Raw genomic sequence first — 14586 nt, 5'->3', positions numbered from 1 at the left:
TTACCCCCATGGCCCGCGCTGGCCTGAGGCGCCGCCCCACGGGCTGCGCGGCGGGTAGCCCGTCGTTGCCGGGCGCGGCGCGGCCTGCGTGCCGAGCTCGGCGGCGAGCTGCTGCAGCGCGGCGATGCGGTTCGCGGTCGACGGGTGCGTCGCGAACAGATTGTCGACGCCGTGGCCTGACAGCGGGTTGATGATGAACATGTGCGCGGTCGCCGGATTGCGCTCGGCTTCCATGTTCGGCACCTGATGCGCGGCGTTCTCGATCTTCGCGAGTGCGGACGCGAGCCACATCGGCTGGCCGCAGATCCGCGCGCCGAGATTGTCGGCGGCGTATTCGCGGGTGCGGCTGATCGCCATCTGCACCAGCGCAGCACCAAGCGGCGCCAGGATCATCATCGCGATCGTGCCGATGATGCCGGGGCCGTTGTTGTTGTCGCGGTGGCCGCCGAAGAACATGCCGAACTGCGCCAGCATCGAGATCGCACCGGCGATCGTCGCGGTGACCGTCATCAACAGCGTGTCGTGATTCCTGATGTGCGCGAGCTCATGCGCGATCACGCCGGCGAGCTCCTCGCGGCTGAGCTGCTGCATGATGCCCGTGGTGACGGCGACCGCCGCATTCTCGGGATTGCGCCCGGTCGCGAACGCATTGGGCTGCGCCTCGTCGATCAGAAACACGCGCGGCATCGGCAAGCCGGCGCGCGACGCAAGCCCTGCGACGAGGTCATACAGCTCCGGCTCCGAGCGCTGGTCGACCTCATGGGCGCCGTACATCGACAGCACCATGCGGTCGGAATTCCAGTAGGTGAACAGGTTGGTCGCAGCCGCGATCACCAGCGCGATCACGGCGCCGGTGCCGCCGCCGATGAGATAGCCGACGCCCATGAACAACGCGGTGAGGCCGGCCAGCAGAAGTGCGGTGCGGAAATAGCTCATGGTAGTTCCTCAGGCCCAGCCGGAATTCTGCCATGGCCGACGTGCCTGAGGTAGGGATTTGCGCCACTGCGCCGCAAGAGGAACCAGTGCGTCGTGGCGCCGCGGGCAGGATTAACGATTAGTCATCTTCCGCAAAGCGCGAGCTGCGGCGCGGCTCTTTGGCTCATTAGGGTGGACAAAGGCGGGGACGCGTCGCCCACTGACGCCACTCTTTCCGCCGTCATTGCGAGGAGCGACAGCGGCGAAGCAATCCATCTCTCCGCTTGCGGCGCGATGGATTGCTTCGCTTCGCTCGCAATGACGGGGTTAGATTTCGATTCAATTGTCGAACAGGCGTCGGACGGTGGGCAAAGGCGCGGACGCGCCGCGCCCACCCTACGATCTTCGTCGCCGGGCGATCACCCACCCACCGCAATTCCCGACTCCGCGCGCACCTTTCGCGCGGCAACCGTGTCGTCCTCGCGCAGCGCAACCCGGAGCATGCGCGCGAGCTCGGCCCGGCTGTAGGGCTTGGCCAGGAACAGGATGCCATGCTCGAGCCTGCCATCCTGGTCGATGGCGTTCTCGGTGTAGCCCGACGTGAACAGCACGCGCAGGGAGGGCCGCCGCTTCTGCGCCGCGGTGGCGAGGTCGCGCCCGTTCATTGCGCCCGGCATGATGACGTCGGTGAACAGGAGGTCGACCGGCGCGCTGCTGTCGAGCACCGCGAGCGCCTCGGGCCCGCTGCTCGCCGACAGCGTCGTGTAGCCGAGGCTCTCGATCTGGGTCAGCACATAGGAGCGCACCAGCTTATCGTCCTCGACGACGAGCACGATCTCCTGCGCGCCCCGCGTCTCCGGCTGTCTGGGATCATCAGCGACCGGCTGCGATATCATGGTGGCGCCGTTTTGACACCACGATCGCAAGCGCGAAGGGAATCGAGAAGTAGGATGCCGCAATAATCGCGTCGGAAATGACGTGGAGCCAGATCAGCTCCGGTTCCCACAACAGGCAGATGCCATGCGGCGAGAAGGTCGACGAGTCCAAGAGACGCTCGAGAAAACTCCACATGGCTCCCTCCGGGCGTGACCGATCCGCCGGCAGCTTTGGCCCGGCGAATCATCGATCGATCATACAGGCGGGTGTTGCATCCGCCGAAGCTCAATAGCGCACCGTTCACCGCTATTGCCGGGCACTATCGTGGTGTATGGATGACGGGTCCTTCCCTTTATTCCCGGCCGGTGACGTCGATGCCCACTTTTCCCCTGAGCACCCCGATCATGATCGCTGCCTTGGCGGCATCGCTGGCCTTCGCGGCCGGTGCATCGGCGCAACAGCCACTCCTTGTCCCCGTAAAACCCACACCTGCCGCGCCGCGGCCGGCTGTCGCGCCCGCGCCGCGGGCCGCATCCTGCCACAACGGACAAGGCTTCGATCGCTTCCTCGCCGAGCTGAAGCAGAAGGCGGTCTCAGCCGGCGTCTCGCAAAGCGCGATCGCGGAATCCTCGCCTTACCTCGTCTACGACCAGGGCATCGTCAACCGCGACCGCGGCCAGCGCGTGTTCGGCCAGCTCTTCACCCAGTTCGCCGGCCGCATGGCCGCGACCTATCGCATGCAGCAGGGCCAGCAATACATCCGGACCTACGCGGCCGCCTTTGCGCGCGCCGAGAAGGAATACGGCGTGCCGCCGGCCGTGATCGCCGCGTTCTGGGGACTCGAGAGCGATTTCGGCGCCCAAATGGGCAATCTGCCGACGCTGAAATCGCTGGTGTCGCTCGCCTATGATTGCCGCCGCTCGGAGATGTTCCAAAACGAGACCATCGCGGCGCTGAAGATCATCGATCGCGGCGACCTTACGCCGGACGAGATGATCGGCTCATGGGCCGGCGAGCTCGGGCAGACGCAATTTTTGCCGACGCACTATTTCAACTACGCGGTCGACTACGACGGCGACGGCCATCGCAATTTGCTGCGCAGCGGGCCCGACGTGATCGGCTCGACCGCAAACTACATCGCCAATGGATTGAAGTGGCGGCGCGGCGAGCCGTGGCTGCAGGAAGTGCGCGTGCCGCAGGATGCGAACTTCGCGAATTTCCCTTGGGACCAAGCCGACCTCACGATCAAGCTGCCGCGCAACAAATGGGCCGCGCTCGGCGTGAGCTATCCTGACGGCAAGCCGCTCGCCAACGACGAGATGCCGGCCTCGCTGCTGTTGCCGATGGGCCGCACCGGGCCTGCGTTCCTGGCCTACGCGAATTTCGCCGCCTATACCGAGTGGAACAACTCGCTGATCTATTCGACCACCGCAGGCTATCTTGCGAACCGTATCGCGGGCGCGCCGCCGATGCAGCGGCCTCACGCGCCGGTCACGCAACTGCCGTTCAACGAGATCAAGGAGCTGCAGGGTCTTTTGGTGCGCGCGGGCTTCAATGTCGGCACGGTCGACGGCGTGCTCGGCCAGGCGAGCCGCAGCGCCGTGAAGGCGATGCAGGTGAAATATGGCCTGCCGGCGGATTCCTGGCCGACCGCCGAGCTCCTGGCGCGGATGCGCGGCGTGCCGCGGGTGCAGTCGAGCACCGCGGCGCCGGAGATGCGGTGACGCGCATACGCGCACTATCCCCGTCACCCTGAAGGAGCGCGGTACGCGCGTCTCGAGGGGTCAACGGCCACCGGCCGGGCCGTGCATCCTTCGAGGCTCGCTCCGCTCGCGCCTCAGGATGACGGGGAAACAAAAGAATATTTGACCAACTATTACACCCTTTCGCAGTTGTATTTTTCCCTCAGCCGCCCCATGTGCAGCATCGCCATTCGGCAGATCCGAATTCCATAGCGAGAGAGCATCACATGTCCTTTTACGACGCCGTCGTCCCCGCCTACCTGCAAATGCTCAACAGCCTGACCGGCCTGCTCACCAAGGCGGAGGCGCATTGCGAGGCGAAGAAGATCCAGCCCGAGGTGCTGCTGGGATCGCGGCTCTATCCGGACATGCTGCCGCTGTCGAAGCAGGTGCAATTGGTCAGCGATTTCGCGGCCAAGGGCTGCGCGCGGCTCACCCACAGCGAGGTGCCCTCGATGCCCGACACCGAGAAGACCTTCGGCGAATTGAAGCAGCGGCTGGCGAAGACCATCGACTATGTGAAGTCGTTCAAGCCGGCGCAGTTCGACGGTGCCGACGCCAAGGACGTCACCTTCCCGGCCGGCCCGGACCGCAGCATCACGATGACGGGCCAGCAGTTCCTCTCCTCGTTCTCGTTCCCGAACCTCTACTTCCACGCCGCCACCGCGCACGGCATCCTGCGCCACAACGGCGTCGAGATCGGCAAGCGCGATTTCCTCGGCGTGAGCTGACGCGAAGCGTCATTCCGGAGCGATGCGCAGCATCGAACCTCAGATGCGCAAACGCGCATCGGGGAATCTCGTGCCACACAACTTCTGGATTCCGGGTTCGTCCTTCGGACGCCCCGGAATGACAAGCCCCACCAAACATATTCCCGCACGGCGGGATTTCCGCCTTCGCCAAGGCTTCGGCTGACACGTCGCCTCGCGCGCAAGCCCGTGCTACTGCTCCCTGACAACAACAAGACGTCAGGGAGCACGCCATGTCCACCACCCACGCGCCGAAATCCGTCGATCCCTCCGCCTCGCTACATGCGGAATCGCTGGGGTTGGCGAAGAGCCACGGCCGCCTCGACGGCCGGCGCATCATCGTGGTCGGTGGCGGGCAGCGCCGGACCGTCGACGCGGATCCCCCTGTTGGCAACGGCCGCGCGATGAGCGTGCTGTTCGCGCGCGAGGGCGCCACGGTTGCCTGCATCGACGTCAACAAGGAGGCGGCCGATGACACCGTCGCGCAGATCGCGAAGGAAGGCGGCAAGGCCTTCACCGACGTGGTCGACGTCTCCGATGTCGCGGCGATCGCGCCTGCGGTCGAGCGCTGCGCCAAGAGGCTCGGCGGGCTCGACGGGCTCGCGCTCAACGTCGGCATCTCCTCCGGCCTGTCACTGCCCAAGATGACGGCGGAGGCATGGGACAAGGACTATGCCGTCAACGTCCGCAGTCACATGCTGTTCGCGCAGAAGGCGCTCGAGGTGATGGCGCCGGGCGGGGCGATCATCCTGATCTCCTCGATGGCGAGCCAGCGCGCCGGCGGCCGCAACCCGGCCTATGAATCCTCCAAGGCCGCGCAGATTGCGCTGGGGCGGGCGATCGCGCGGGCCGGCGAGGACAAGGGCATTCGCTGCAATGTGATCGCGCCCGGCTTCATGGACACCCCGATGGGCCGCGACGCCAGCCGCAGACGGCCGGACCGGGCGCTGGCAGTGCCTTTCGGCCGCCAGGGCACCGGATGGGAGGTCGCCTATGCTGCGCTGTTCCTGATCTCGAATGAATCTTCCTATGTGAACGCGCACACGCTGTTCCTCGATGCCGGCCATATGGGCGGGATCGTGCGCGGCTAGTCTGCGGCGCGCGAATGCCTCAGGCCATTGCGCTTGCCGCCGCAATGCACAATTCTCCCACATACGTCATTTCCAGGAACACTTCTCTCATGAGCCAATCGACCAAACTCTTCGAGCCCTTCAAGCTTGGCCCGCTGACGCTGCCGAACCGCCTGGTGATGGCGCCCCTGACGCGCAACCGCGCGGTGCCGCCCGGCATGGTGCCGAGCCCGCTTGCGGCGGACTATTACGGCCAGCGCGCGTCCGCCGGCCTCCTGATATCGGAAGCGAGCCAGGTCTCGCAGCAGGGCCAGGGCTATCAGGACACGCCCGGCATCTATTCCAAGGAACAGGTCGAAGGCTGGCGCAAGATCACCGACCGCGTGCATGAGCGCGGCGGGCGCATCTTCATCCAGATCTGGCATGTCGGCCGCGTCTCGCACACCGCGCTGCAGCCCGGCGGCGGCAAGCCGGTGGCGCCATCAGCGATCCGCGCCAAGTGCAAGACCTTCGTCAACGGTACCTTCACCGACATCTCCGAGCCGCGCGCGCTCGAGCTGTCTGAAATCCCCGGGATCATCGACGACTTCAAGCGCGGCACCGCGAACGCGCTGGCCGCGGGCTTCGACGGCGTCGAGATCCACGGCGCCAACGGCTATCTGCTCGACCAGTTCGCCAAGGACGGCAGCAACAAGCGCACCGATGCCTATGGCGGATCGATCGAAAACCGCGCGCGGCTGATGCTGGAGGTCTCCAAGGCCGTGGCCGCTGAAGCCGGCGCTGACCGCACCGGCATCCGCATCTCGCCGGTGACGCCGGCCAACGACGTCTCGGACTCGAACCCCCAGCCGCTGTTCGACCACATCGTGGATGGGCTCAACGCGCTGAAGCTGACCTATATCCACGTCATCGAGGGCGCGACCGGCGGCCCGCGCGACAACGCGCCGTTCGACTATGCGAGCCTGCGCAGGCGCTTCAAGCAGGCCTACATGGCCAACAATGGCTACGACCTCGCGCTCGCCAACACGATGCTGGATTCCGGCGCCGCCGACCTGATCGCCTTCGGCAAGCCGTTCATCTCCAACCCCGACCTGGTCGAGCGCCTGAAGCAGGGCGCGCCGCTCAACGACTGGGACAAGGCAACGTTCTACGATGGCGGCGCCAAGGGCTACACGGACTATCCGACGCTGAAGGCGACGGAAGCGGCGGAGTAGCTTAGGCACCGCTCTCGACATCGACATTGCGAGGAGCGAAGCGACGAAGCAATCCATGTCTCAGCAAGCGGAAGCATGGATTGCTTCGCTTCGCTCGCAATGACGGCACAGAAAAAAGGCCGGGATCGCTCCCGGCCTTTGTCGTCTCTCGGATGGCGTGGGCTGGTACGCCTTACTTCGCTTCGGCGCGCTTGGGCGGGGTGGCCGGCCACGACTTGATCAGCGTGTCGTAGTCGATCGTCTCGCCCTTCGGCTTCTCGTTCGCGAGCTTGCGCTGCGGAGCGATGGTGCCGTCCTTCTCCGCCTTCTTGAACCAGAATTCGGCGGTTTCCTTCTTGTTCAGCTTCGGTCCGCAGGCGCCCTGCACACCGGACTTCTCAAGACGTTCCATCACCGAGTCCTGGGCCGCGGCGAGCGCGTCCATCGCGGCTTGCGGCGTCTTGGTACCGGACGACGCATCGCCGATGTTCTGCCACCACAGCTGCGCGAGCTTCGGATAGTCGGGCACGTTGTTGCCGGTCGGGGTCCACTGCACGCGCGCGGGCGAGCGGTAGAACTCGATCAGGCCGCCGAGCTTCGGCGCACGCTCGGTGAACGACTTGTCCCAGATATCGGACTCACGGATGAAGGTGAGGCCGACATGGCTCTTCTTCAGCGACACCGACTTCGAGATGATGAACTGCAGATAGAGCCAGGCTGCCTTGCGGCGATCCGGCGGGGTCGACTTCAACAGCGTCACGGAGCCGGCGTCCTGGTAGCCGAGCTTCATGCCTTCCTTCCAGTAGGAGCCGTGCGGCGACGGAGCCATACGCCACTTCGGCGTACCGTCCGCGTTCATCACGGCGATGCCGGGCTTCACCATGTCGGCGGTGAAGGCGGTGTACCAGAACATCTGCTGGGCGATGTTGCCCTGCGCCGGCACCGGACCTGCTTCGGAGAAGGTCATGCCCTGGGCCTGCGGCGGAGCGTACTTCTTCAGCCACTCGAGGTATTTGGTGATCGAGTAGACCGCAGCCGGGCCGTTGGTGTCGCCACCACGCTCGACCGAGGAGCCGACCGGGCGGCAGCCTTCCATGCGGATGCCCCACTCGTCGACCGGCAGGCCGTTCGGGATACCCTTGTCGCCGTTGCCGGCCATCGACAGCCAGGCGTCGGTGAACCGCCAGCCGAGCGAGGGATCCTTCTTGCCATAGTCCATGTGGCCATAGACCTTGACGCCGTTGATCTCCTTGATGTCGTTGGTGAAGAACTCGGCGATGTCTTCATAGGCAGACCAGTTCACGGGCACGCCGAGCTCGTAGCCATACTTGGCCTTGAACTTGGCCTTGTACTCGGGGTTGGTGAACCAGTCGTAGCGGAACCAATAGAGGTTCGCGAACTGCTGGTCGGGCAGCTGATAGAGCTTGCCGTCCGGCGCGGTCGTGAACGACTTGCCGATGAAGTCGTTGACGTCGAGCATCGGGTCGGTGACGTCCTTGCCCTCGCCGGTCATGTAGTCCGAGAGCACGATGGTCTGGCCGTAGCGGAAGTGCGTGCCGATCAGGTCGGAGTCGTTGATCCAGCCGTCGTACACGTTCTTGCCGGACTGCATCTGGGTCTGCAGCTTCTCGACCACGTCACCTTCCTGGATGATGTCGTGCTTGAGCTTGATGCCGGTGAGCTCGGAGAACGCCTTGGCGAGCGTCTGCGACTCGTATTCGTGCGTCGTGATGGTTTCCGAGACGATGTTGATTTCCATGCCCTTGAAGGGTTCGGCGGCCTTTGCGAACCACTCGAGCTCCTTCTTCTGGTCGTCCTTCGACAGCGTCGAGGGCTGGAATTCGGTGATCCACTTCTGGATCACGGCCTCGTCGGCTGCCCGGGCCGGCGTGGCGATAGCGACCGAAGCCGCGATCAGCGCGACCGCGCTGGTCATCGTCAGGAGACTATCCTTGGTCTTTCTCAAATGTCGCATATTGATTCCTCCGGTTGCAGCGACAAACTAAACCCAGGCCCGGGTTGGACCCCGGATCTGCTCTTCTTCGCTTTCGTCAGACGGTGCGAAAGATCGCCACGGCTGAAAGAAGCGAAATCAGTGATGCGAGCCACAGGCTCGAAATCTCCACGCCCTCCCCGATCGGCAGGGTCAAAATCGGATCGGTGCCGACGAGGCCGATCCACACCAGGTGGATCACGGCGGCCAGCACCAGCGAAATGAACAAACGGTCGCCGCGCGTCGTCGGGATGCGCAGCACGCCGACGCGCTCGGCCTCGGGATAGACCGCCGCGAGGTAAGTCATGACCGCGAGCGTGCAGGCGAGACCAACGAAGAAGATCGCGGTCGGCAGCGTCCAGGCCATCCATGCGATGGATTCCATCAGCTCCTCCTCAGACCCGGCCGAGCGCGAAGCCGCGCGCGATATAGTTGCGGACGAACCAGATCACGAGCGCGCCCGGAATGATGGTGAGCACGCCGGCGGCCGCGAGCAGCCCCCAGTCCATGCCGGCCGCGGAGACCGTGCGCGTCATGATCGCCGCGATCGGCTTGGTCGCGACCGAGGTCAGCGTGCGCGCGAGCAGCAGCTCGACCCAGGAGAACATGAAGCAGAAGAACGCCGCGACGCCGATGCCGCTCGCGATCAGCGGCACCAGGATCTTGATGAAGAAGCGCGGGAAGGAATAGCCGTCGAGGAACGCGGTCTCGTCGATCTCGCGCGGCACGCCGGACACGAAGCCTTCGAGGATCCAGACCGCCAAGGGCACGTTGAAGATGCAGTGCGCGAGCGCGACCGCCCAGGGCGTATCGAACAGGCCGATCGCCGAATAGAGGTTGAAGAACGGCAGCGCATAGACCGCCGCCGGCGCCATGCGGTTCGACAGCAGCCAGAAGAACAGATGCTTGTCGCCGAGGAAGCGGTAGCGCGAGAACGCGTAGGCCGCCGGCAACGCCACCGCGATCGAGATGATGGTGTTGAGGACAACATATTCGAGCGAATTGATGTAACCCGAATACCAGCTCTCGTCGGTGAAGATGCGCTTGTAGTGCTGTAGCGTCGGCGTATGCGGCCACAGCGTCATCGTCGAGACGATCTCCGCGTTGGTCTTGAAGCTCATGTTGACGAGCCAGTAGATCGGCAACAAGAGGAAGATCAGGAACAGCGCCATGATGAGGCGTCGGCCGGGGATCGAGTGCATCAGGCCACCCCTTCCTTCGGTTTGAGCACGCCCACGGGCTTGAGGCCGGTCACCGGTTTGGGCTCGGCCGCCGGCTCGCTCTCCGCCACCGCCTTGCGCTCGACGCCGGCATTGGTCATCACGGTGTAGAACACCCAGCAGACGATCAGGATGATCAGATTGTAGACCAGCGACAGCGCTGCGGCCTTGCCGAGGTCGAACTGGCCGAGCGCGATCTTGACGAGTTCGATCGAGACGAAGGTCGTCGAGTTGCCCGGGCCGCCGCCGGTGACGACGAACGGCTCGGTGTAGATCATGAAGGAGTCCATGAAGCGCAGCAGCACGGCGATCAGCAGCACGCGGTTCATCTTCGGGAGCTGGATGGCGCGGAACACCGCCCAGCGCGAGGCGCCGTCGATCTGCGCCGCCTGGTAGTAGGCGTCGGGAATCGACTTCAGGCCGGCGTAGCAGAGCAGCGCGACGAGGCTGGTCCAGTGCCAGACGTCCATCACGATCACGGTGACCCAGGCGTCGACGTCGTTGGAGACGTAATTGTAGTTGATGCCGAGATGGTTCAGCACATAGCCGAGCAGGCCGATGTCGGGACGGCCGAAGATCTGCCAGATCGTGCCGACCACGTTCCACGGAATCAGAAGCGGCAGCGCCAGGATGACGAGGCAGGCCGCGACGCTCCAACCCTCGCGCGGCATCGACAGCGCGACCACGATACCGAGCGGCACCTCGATCGCCAGGATCACCGCGGAGAAGAACAGGTTGCGGCCAAGCGAAGCCAGGAAGCGGCCGCCGAGGTCGGTCGAGGGATCGAGCAGTTCCTTGAACCAGCCGACGCCGTTCCAGAAGAACTGGTTGTTGCCGAAGGTGTCCTGCATCGAATAGTTCACCACCGTCATCAGCGGCAGGACCGCCGAAAACGCGACCACCAGGAACACCGGCAGCACCAGGAACCAGGCTTTCTGGTTGATGGTCTTTTCCATCAGGCGACCCCTTCCACCAAAAGGCTGTCCGCGTAGACGTGGATATGCGCGGGATCGAAGATCAGGCCGGCGGTGTTGCCGGAGATCGAGAAGCCCGGCGGCACGCGCGCGGCAAACTTGGCGTCGCCGACGCGGACCCGCGCGAACTGGATGCGGCCGAGATCGTCGATCCGCTCGATCGTCGCCGACAGCAGGCCCGATGCGGGCGCGGCGACATCGACGAATTCCGGCCGCACGCCGATCTCGATCTTCTTGCCGGCCGGCAGCACGCCGTAATTGCGATGCAGGCCGATGACATGGCCGTCGATCCGCGCCTCGTGCCCGCTCACCTCCGCCGACACGATGTTCATGCCGGGCGAGCCGATGAAGTAACCGACGAAGGTGTGCGCCGGCTTGTCGAACAGCTCGGCCGGCGTGCCGCTCTGCACCACGCGGCCGTCATGCATGACGACGACGGTATCGGCGAAGGTCAGCGCCTCGGTCTGGTCGTGGGTGACGTAGATCATCGTGAGGTCGAGCTCGCGATGCAGCGCCTTGAGCTTGGAGCGGAGCTGCCATTTCAGCTCGGGATCGATCACCGTCAGCGGCTCGTCGAACAGCACGGCGGCGACGTCGGAGCGCACCAGGCCGCGGCCGAGCGAGATCTTCTGCTTGGCGTCCGCGGTCAGCCGGGTCGCCTTGCGGTTCAGATAGGGCGAGAGGTCCAGGAGATCGGCGATCTGCTTGACGCGCGCATCGACCTCGGCCTTCGGCACGCCGCGGTTCTTCAGCGGGAAGGCAAGGTTCTGGCCGACCGTCATCGTGTCGTAGATCACCGGGAACTGGAACACCTGGGCGATATTGCGCCTCTGCGTTGACAGCGGTGTGATGTCGCGACCGTCGAACAGGATCTGGCCACGCGACGGCGTCACGATCCCCGAGATCAGGTTGAGCAGGGTGGTCTTGCCACAGCCGGAGGGCCCGAGCAGCGCGTAGGCGCCGCCCTGCCGCCAGGTCATGGTCACCGGCTTCAGCGCGAAGGATTCCTGCGGCGCATCGTGGCCGCCGTAGGAATGGGCGAGATCGACGAGGTCAATGCGGGCCATGAAGCATCTCCCTCATCTGCTCTTGCTTGCCGACGCGCTTTGTTCACGCGAAGTGCCATGCAGTTCGCTTGAAAACGCCGTCGCGGGGGAAGCGACGAGGCGATCGGCCGCGTCGAACACGAAGATGTTGTCGGGATCGAGCGCGGCGTCGAGCACCTGCCCGGGTTCATATTCATGCACGCCGTGCAGCACGGCGACCCAGTTCGAGCCATGGACGTGGAGGTGCACGAAGCTCTCCGAGCCGGTGATCTCGGTCACCGTCACGGCGGCGGAGAACTTGTGGCGCCCAGCCGCTGTGTTGGCGACCTCGAGCTGATGGGCGCGGAAGCCGACACGGTAGGCGCCATCGGGGACCTTGGCGTAGAGGCCGGTCGCCTGTGCCTTTTCACCCCCGGTGTAGATCACCTCGGCGCCCTTCTTCTCGATGCCGATGATGTTGAGCGGCGGATCGGAGAACACCTGTGCAACCCGCAGCGTGTCGGGATGGCGATAGACCTTCGGCGTCTCGCCGGCCTGCAGTGCCTTGCCTTCCCACATGCACACCGTGTTGCCCCCGAGCAGCAGCGCTTCCGACGGCTCGGTGGTGGCGTAGACGAAGATCGCGCCCGACGCCTCGAAGATGCGCGGCAGTTCGGCGCGCAACTCCTCGCGGAGCTTGTAGTCGAGGTTGGCGAGCGGCTCGTCGAGCAGCACGAGGTCGGCGCCCTTGACCAGCGCGCGCGCGATCGCGGTGCGCTGCTGCTGGCCGCCGGAGAGCTGCAGCGGCGTGCGCTTCAGATAGGGCTCGAGCCGCAACAGGCCTGCGGCCTCGGCCACGCGCTTCTCGATCTCCTCGCGCGGCTTGCCTTGCACGCGCAAGGGCGAGGCGATGTTCTCATAGACCGTCAGCGACGGGTAGTTGATGAATTGCTGATAGACCATCGCGACCGAACGCTGGCGCACGTCGGCGCCGGTAACGTCCTTGCCGTCGACCAGCACGCGGCCGGTGGTCGGCTTGTCGAGGCCGGCGAGCAGCCGCATGATCGAGGTCTTGCCCGACAGCGTCGGACCGAGCAGCACGCTGAGCGTGCCGCGCTCGAGTGTCAGCGAGACGTCGCGAATGGTCTGCGCACCATCCACTGTCCGCGTGACGTTTTGCAGCGAAACGCTCATGTCCGTCCTCCCGCCTCGCGGAGGGGACGTTCACCGGAAGCACGGTTGGCGGCCATCCACTCGTCAAGCGCGGCGATTTCACTCGCCGACATTCGCAGGCCCAGCTTGGACCGTCGCCAGACGACATCTTCTGCGGTTTGGGCCCACTCATTCGCCATCAGGTACCTGACTTCGCTTTCCGTCAAGGTGGCGCCGAAGGACCGGCCGAGATCGGCCGCCGATTTCGCATTGCCCAGCAATTTGGCAGCGCGCGTGCCGTAGGCATGCGCGAGACGATTTGCGTGCGGCTGCGCCAGGAAGGGATAGTCGCGCATCAATTCGGCTGATAGCGCAGCGACCGCGGAGACGTCCATGTCGCCGCCGGGCAGCGGCGACTTGCCGGTCCAGCCGTCGCGCGCCTTGGAATTCCCCAGATACGGAGCGAGCCGCTCCAGCGCCTCCTCGGCGAGGCGGCGATAGGTCGTGATCTTGCCGCCATAGATCGAGAGCAACGGCGCGCCGCCGGGCGCGTCGAGCTCGAACACATAGTCGCGGGTCGCGGCCTTGGCCTCGTTGGCGCCGTCGTCATAGAGCGGACGCACGCCGGAATAGTCCCAGACGACGTCCTCAGGCTTCACCGGCTTGGCGAGATACTCGCTCGCCGAAGCACAGAGATACTGGATCTCCTCAGGCGTCGCCTTCACCTTGGCCGGGTCGCCGTCATAGTCGCGATCGGTGGTGCCGATCAGCGTGAAGTCGCCCTGATAGGGGATGACGAAGATGATGCGGCCGTCCGCGTTCTGGAAGATGTAGGCGCGGTCGTGGTCGTAGAGTTTCTTCACCACGATGTGCGAGCCCTGCACGAGACGAACCTTCGCGCGGGCGTTGACGCCGGCGCCCGACGCCAGCACGTCCTCGACCCAGGGACCGCCGGCATTGACCAGCGCGCGCGCCTTGATGGTGTCGCGCGCGCCGCTCGCGCGATCCTCGACCGTGACGCGCCAAATGCCGTCGACCTGCCTGATCTCGACCGCGCGGGCGCGGGTGCGGATCTCGGCGCCGCGATCGGCGGCATCGCGCGCCGTCAGTGCGACGAGCCGCGCGTCGTCGACGAAGCAGTCGGAGTATTCAAAACCTTTGGTGTAGCGGCCCGCGATCAGCGGCTTGCCGACCACGTCGCGTGTGAGATCGACCGAGCGCGTCGCCGGCAACAGATGGCGGCCGCCGATGTGGTCGTAGAGGAACAGCCCTAATCGCAGCAGCCAGGCTGGACGCAGGCCGGCGTGATGCGGCAGGACGAATCGCAAGGGGCGGATGATGTGGGGCGCGATCTGCCAGAGGATCTCGCGCTCGATCAGTGCCTCGCGCACCAAACGAAACTCGTAATATTCGAGATAGCGCAAGCCGCCGTGCACGAGCTTGGTCGACCAGGACGACGTCCCGCTGGCCAAGTCATTCATCTCGCAAAGGAAAACGGAGTTACCCCGGCCCGCCGCATCGCGCGCGATGCCGCAGCCATTAACGCCGCCTCCAATGATGGCGAGGTCGTAAATCCGATCCAAAGAACGCTTCCCCCGGCGATCGTCTTCGCTTTGGCGATTTTACTTTCGGATTGGATTAAATCACAACCAAAAACGAAAGCAAACCGAAAATGGG

General features: G+C 65.0%; 13 protein-coding genes and 1 pseudogene. 4 read left to right on the top strand and 10 right to left on the bottom strand.

The genetic code is table 11. From position 1 onward, the window contains the following. From htpX to ACFFWD_RS37080, 3 genes and pseudogenes are all read right to left on the bottom strand, one after another. A complete protein-coding gene (gene htpX, locus ACFFWD_RS37090; RefSeq protein ID WP_376974157.1) occupies positions 1-936 on the bottom strand; it encodes a zinc metalloprotease HtpX in 936 nt (311 codons plus the stop codon). Positions 937-1334: 398 nt separating this feature from the next. Beyond that, the gene (locus ACFFWD_RS37085) at positions 1335-1811 is read right to left on the bottom strand and encodes a response regulator (protein ID WP_376974155.1); all 477 of its coding nucleotides are present in this window, start codon (positions 1809-1811) and stop codon (positions 1335-1337) included. Between the two features lie 4 nt (positions 1812-1815). After that, positions 1816-1986, bottom strand: a pseudogene (locus ACFFWD_RS37080) (hybrid sensor histidine kinase/response regulator); the annotation flags it as partial. A gap of 179 nt (positions 1987-2165) precedes the next feature. Here ACFFWD_RS37080 and ACFFWD_RS37075 point away from each other — a divergent pair. The 4 genes from ACFFWD_RS37075 (at position 2166) to ACFFWD_RS37060 (ending at position 6566) form a co-directional block, all read left to right on the top strand. Then, complete coding sequence (locus ACFFWD_RS37075) at positions 2166-3515, top strand: lytic murein transglycosylase (RefSeq protein ID WP_376974153.1); 1350 nt, start codon at positions 2166-2168, stop codon at positions 3513-3515. A gap of 245 nt (positions 3516-3760) precedes the next feature. Continuing rightward, a complete protein-coding gene (locus ACFFWD_RS37070) occupies positions 3761-4264 on the top strand; it encodes a DUF1993 domain-containing protein (RefSeq protein WP_376974151.1) in 504 nt (167 codons plus the stop codon). Between the two features lie 251 nt (positions 4265-4515). Further along, positions 4516-5373 carry an SDR family NAD(P)-dependent oxidoreductase gene (locus ACFFWD_RS37065; protein WP_376974149.1) on the top strand — a complete coding sequence of 286 codons (858 nt, stop codon included), beginning with the start codon at positions 4516-4518 and terminating at the stop codon, positions 5371-5373. 89 nt (positions 5374-5462) lie between these two features. After that, the gene (locus tag ACFFWD_RS37060; protein WP_376974147.1) at positions 5463-6566 is read left to right on the top strand and encodes an alkene reductase; all 1104 of its coding nucleotides are present in this window, start codon (positions 5463-5465) and stop codon (positions 6564-6566) included. A gap of 172 nt (positions 6567-6738) precedes the next feature. Here the strand turns inward: ACFFWD_RS37060 and ACFFWD_RS37055 are convergent, their stop codons facing one another. The 7 genes from ACFFWD_RS37055 to glpD form a co-directional block, all read right to left on the bottom strand. Next, entirely contained in the window at positions 6739-8481 is a 1743-nt protein-coding gene (locus tag ACFFWD_RS37055) for an ABC transporter substrate-binding protein (protein ID WP_376974252.1), read from the bottom strand. 115 nt (positions 8482-8596) lie between these two features. Continuing rightward, the gene (locus tag ACFFWD_RS37050; protein ID WP_376974145.1) at positions 8597-8923 is read right to left on the bottom strand and encodes a DUF2160 domain-containing protein; all 327 of its coding nucleotides are present in this window, start codon (positions 8921-8923) and stop codon (positions 8597-8599) included. 10 nt (positions 8924-8933) lie between these two features. Then, entirely contained in the window at positions 8934-9740 is an 807-nt protein-coding gene (locus ACFFWD_RS37045; RefSeq protein WP_376974143.1) for a carbohydrate ABC transporter permease, read from the bottom strand. Then, entirely contained in the window at positions 9740-10714 is a 975-nt protein-coding gene (locus ACFFWD_RS37040; RefSeq protein ID WP_376974141.1) for a carbohydrate ABC transporter permease, read from the bottom strand. The genes ACFFWD_RS37045 and ACFFWD_RS37040 overlap by 1 nt, the downstream gene beginning before the upstream one ends. Then, positions 10714-11799 carry an ABC transporter ATP-binding protein gene (locus ACFFWD_RS37035; RefSeq protein ID WP_376974139.1) on the bottom strand — a complete coding sequence of 362 codons (1086 nt, stop codon included), beginning with the start codon at positions 11797-11799 and terminating at the stop codon, positions 10714-10716. Before ACFFWD_RS37035 ends, ACFFWD_RS37040 begins: the two co-directional genes overlap by 1 nt. Before the next feature lie 12 nt (positions 11800-11811). Next, on the bottom strand, positions 11812-12951 hold the full coding sequence (locus ACFFWD_RS37030) for an ABC transporter ATP-binding protein (protein ID WP_376974137.1): 1140 nt from the start codon (positions 12949-12951) through the stop codon (positions 11812-11814). After that, positions 12948-14492, bottom strand: coding sequence for a glycerol-3-phosphate dehydrogenase (gene glpD, locus ACFFWD_RS37025; protein ID WP_376974135.1), 1545 nt, complete (start codon positions 14490-14492; stop codon positions 12948-12950). The genes ACFFWD_RS37030 and glpD overlap by 4 nt, the downstream gene beginning before the upstream one ends. Positions 14493-14586: the final 94 nt, after the last annotated feature.

It is taken from the genome of Bradyrhizobium erythrophlei, assembly GCF_042430365.1.
Taxonomy (GTDB): domain Bacteria; phylum Pseudomonadota; class Alphaproteobacteria; order Rhizobiales; family Xanthobacteraceae; genus Bradyrhizobium; species Bradyrhizobium erythrophlei.
The sequence above is the reverse complement of the archived record's forward strand: the minus strand, read 5'-3'. Positions and strand labels throughout refer to the sequence as shown.

What these genes read in the sequence shown, in the direction of transcription:
- htpX (WP_376974157.1), bottom strand. Translation starts at nt 936, where the DNA reads ATGAGCTATTTCCGCACCGCACTTCTGCTGGCCGGCCTCACCGCGTTG.
- ACFFWD_RS37085 (WP_376974155.1), bottom strand. Translation starts at nt 1,811, where the DNA reads ATGATATCGCAGCCGGTCGCTGATGATCCCAGACAGCCGGAGACGCGG.
- ACFFWD_RS37075 (WP_376974153.1), top strand. Translation starts at nt 2,166, where the DNA reads ATGCCCACTTTTCCCCTGAGCACCCCGATCATGATCGCTGCCTTGGCG.
- ACFFWD_RS37070 (WP_376974151.1), top strand. Translation starts at nt 3,761, where the DNA reads ATGTCCTTTTACGACGCCGTCGTCCCCGCCTACCTGCAAATGCTCAAC.
- ACFFWD_RS37065 (WP_376974149.1), top strand. Translation starts at nt 4,516, where the DNA reads ATGTCCACCACCCACGCGCCGAAATCCGTCGATCCCTCCGCCTCGCTA.
- ACFFWD_RS37060 (WP_376974147.1), top strand. Translation starts at nt 5,463, where the DNA reads ATGAGCCAATCGACCAAACTCTTCGAGCCCTTCAAGCTTGGCCCGCTG.
- ACFFWD_RS37055 (WP_376974252.1), bottom strand. Translation starts at nt 8,481, where the DNA reads ATGACCAGCGCGGTCGCGCTGATCGCGGCTTCGGTCGCTATCGCCACG.
- ACFFWD_RS37050 (WP_376974145.1), bottom strand. Translation starts at nt 8,923, where the DNA reads ATGGAATCCATCGCATGGATGGCCTGGACGCTGCCGACCGCGATCTTC.
- ACFFWD_RS37045 (WP_376974143.1), bottom strand. Translation starts at nt 9,740, where the DNA reads ATGCACTCGATCCCCGGCCGACGCCTCATCATGGCGCTGTTCCTGATC.
- ACFFWD_RS37040 (WP_376974141.1), bottom strand. Translation starts at nt 10,714, where the DNA reads ATGGAAAAGACCATCAACCAGAAAGCCTGGTTCCTGGTGCTGCCGGTG.
- ACFFWD_RS37035 (WP_376974139.1), bottom strand. Translation starts at nt 11,799, where the DNA reads ATGGCCCGCATTGACCTCGTCGATCTCGCCCATTCCTACGGCGGCCAC.
- ACFFWD_RS37030 (WP_376974137.1), bottom strand. Translation starts at nt 12,951, where the DNA reads ATGAGCGTTTCGCTGCAAAACGTCACGCGGACAGTGGATGGTGCGCAG.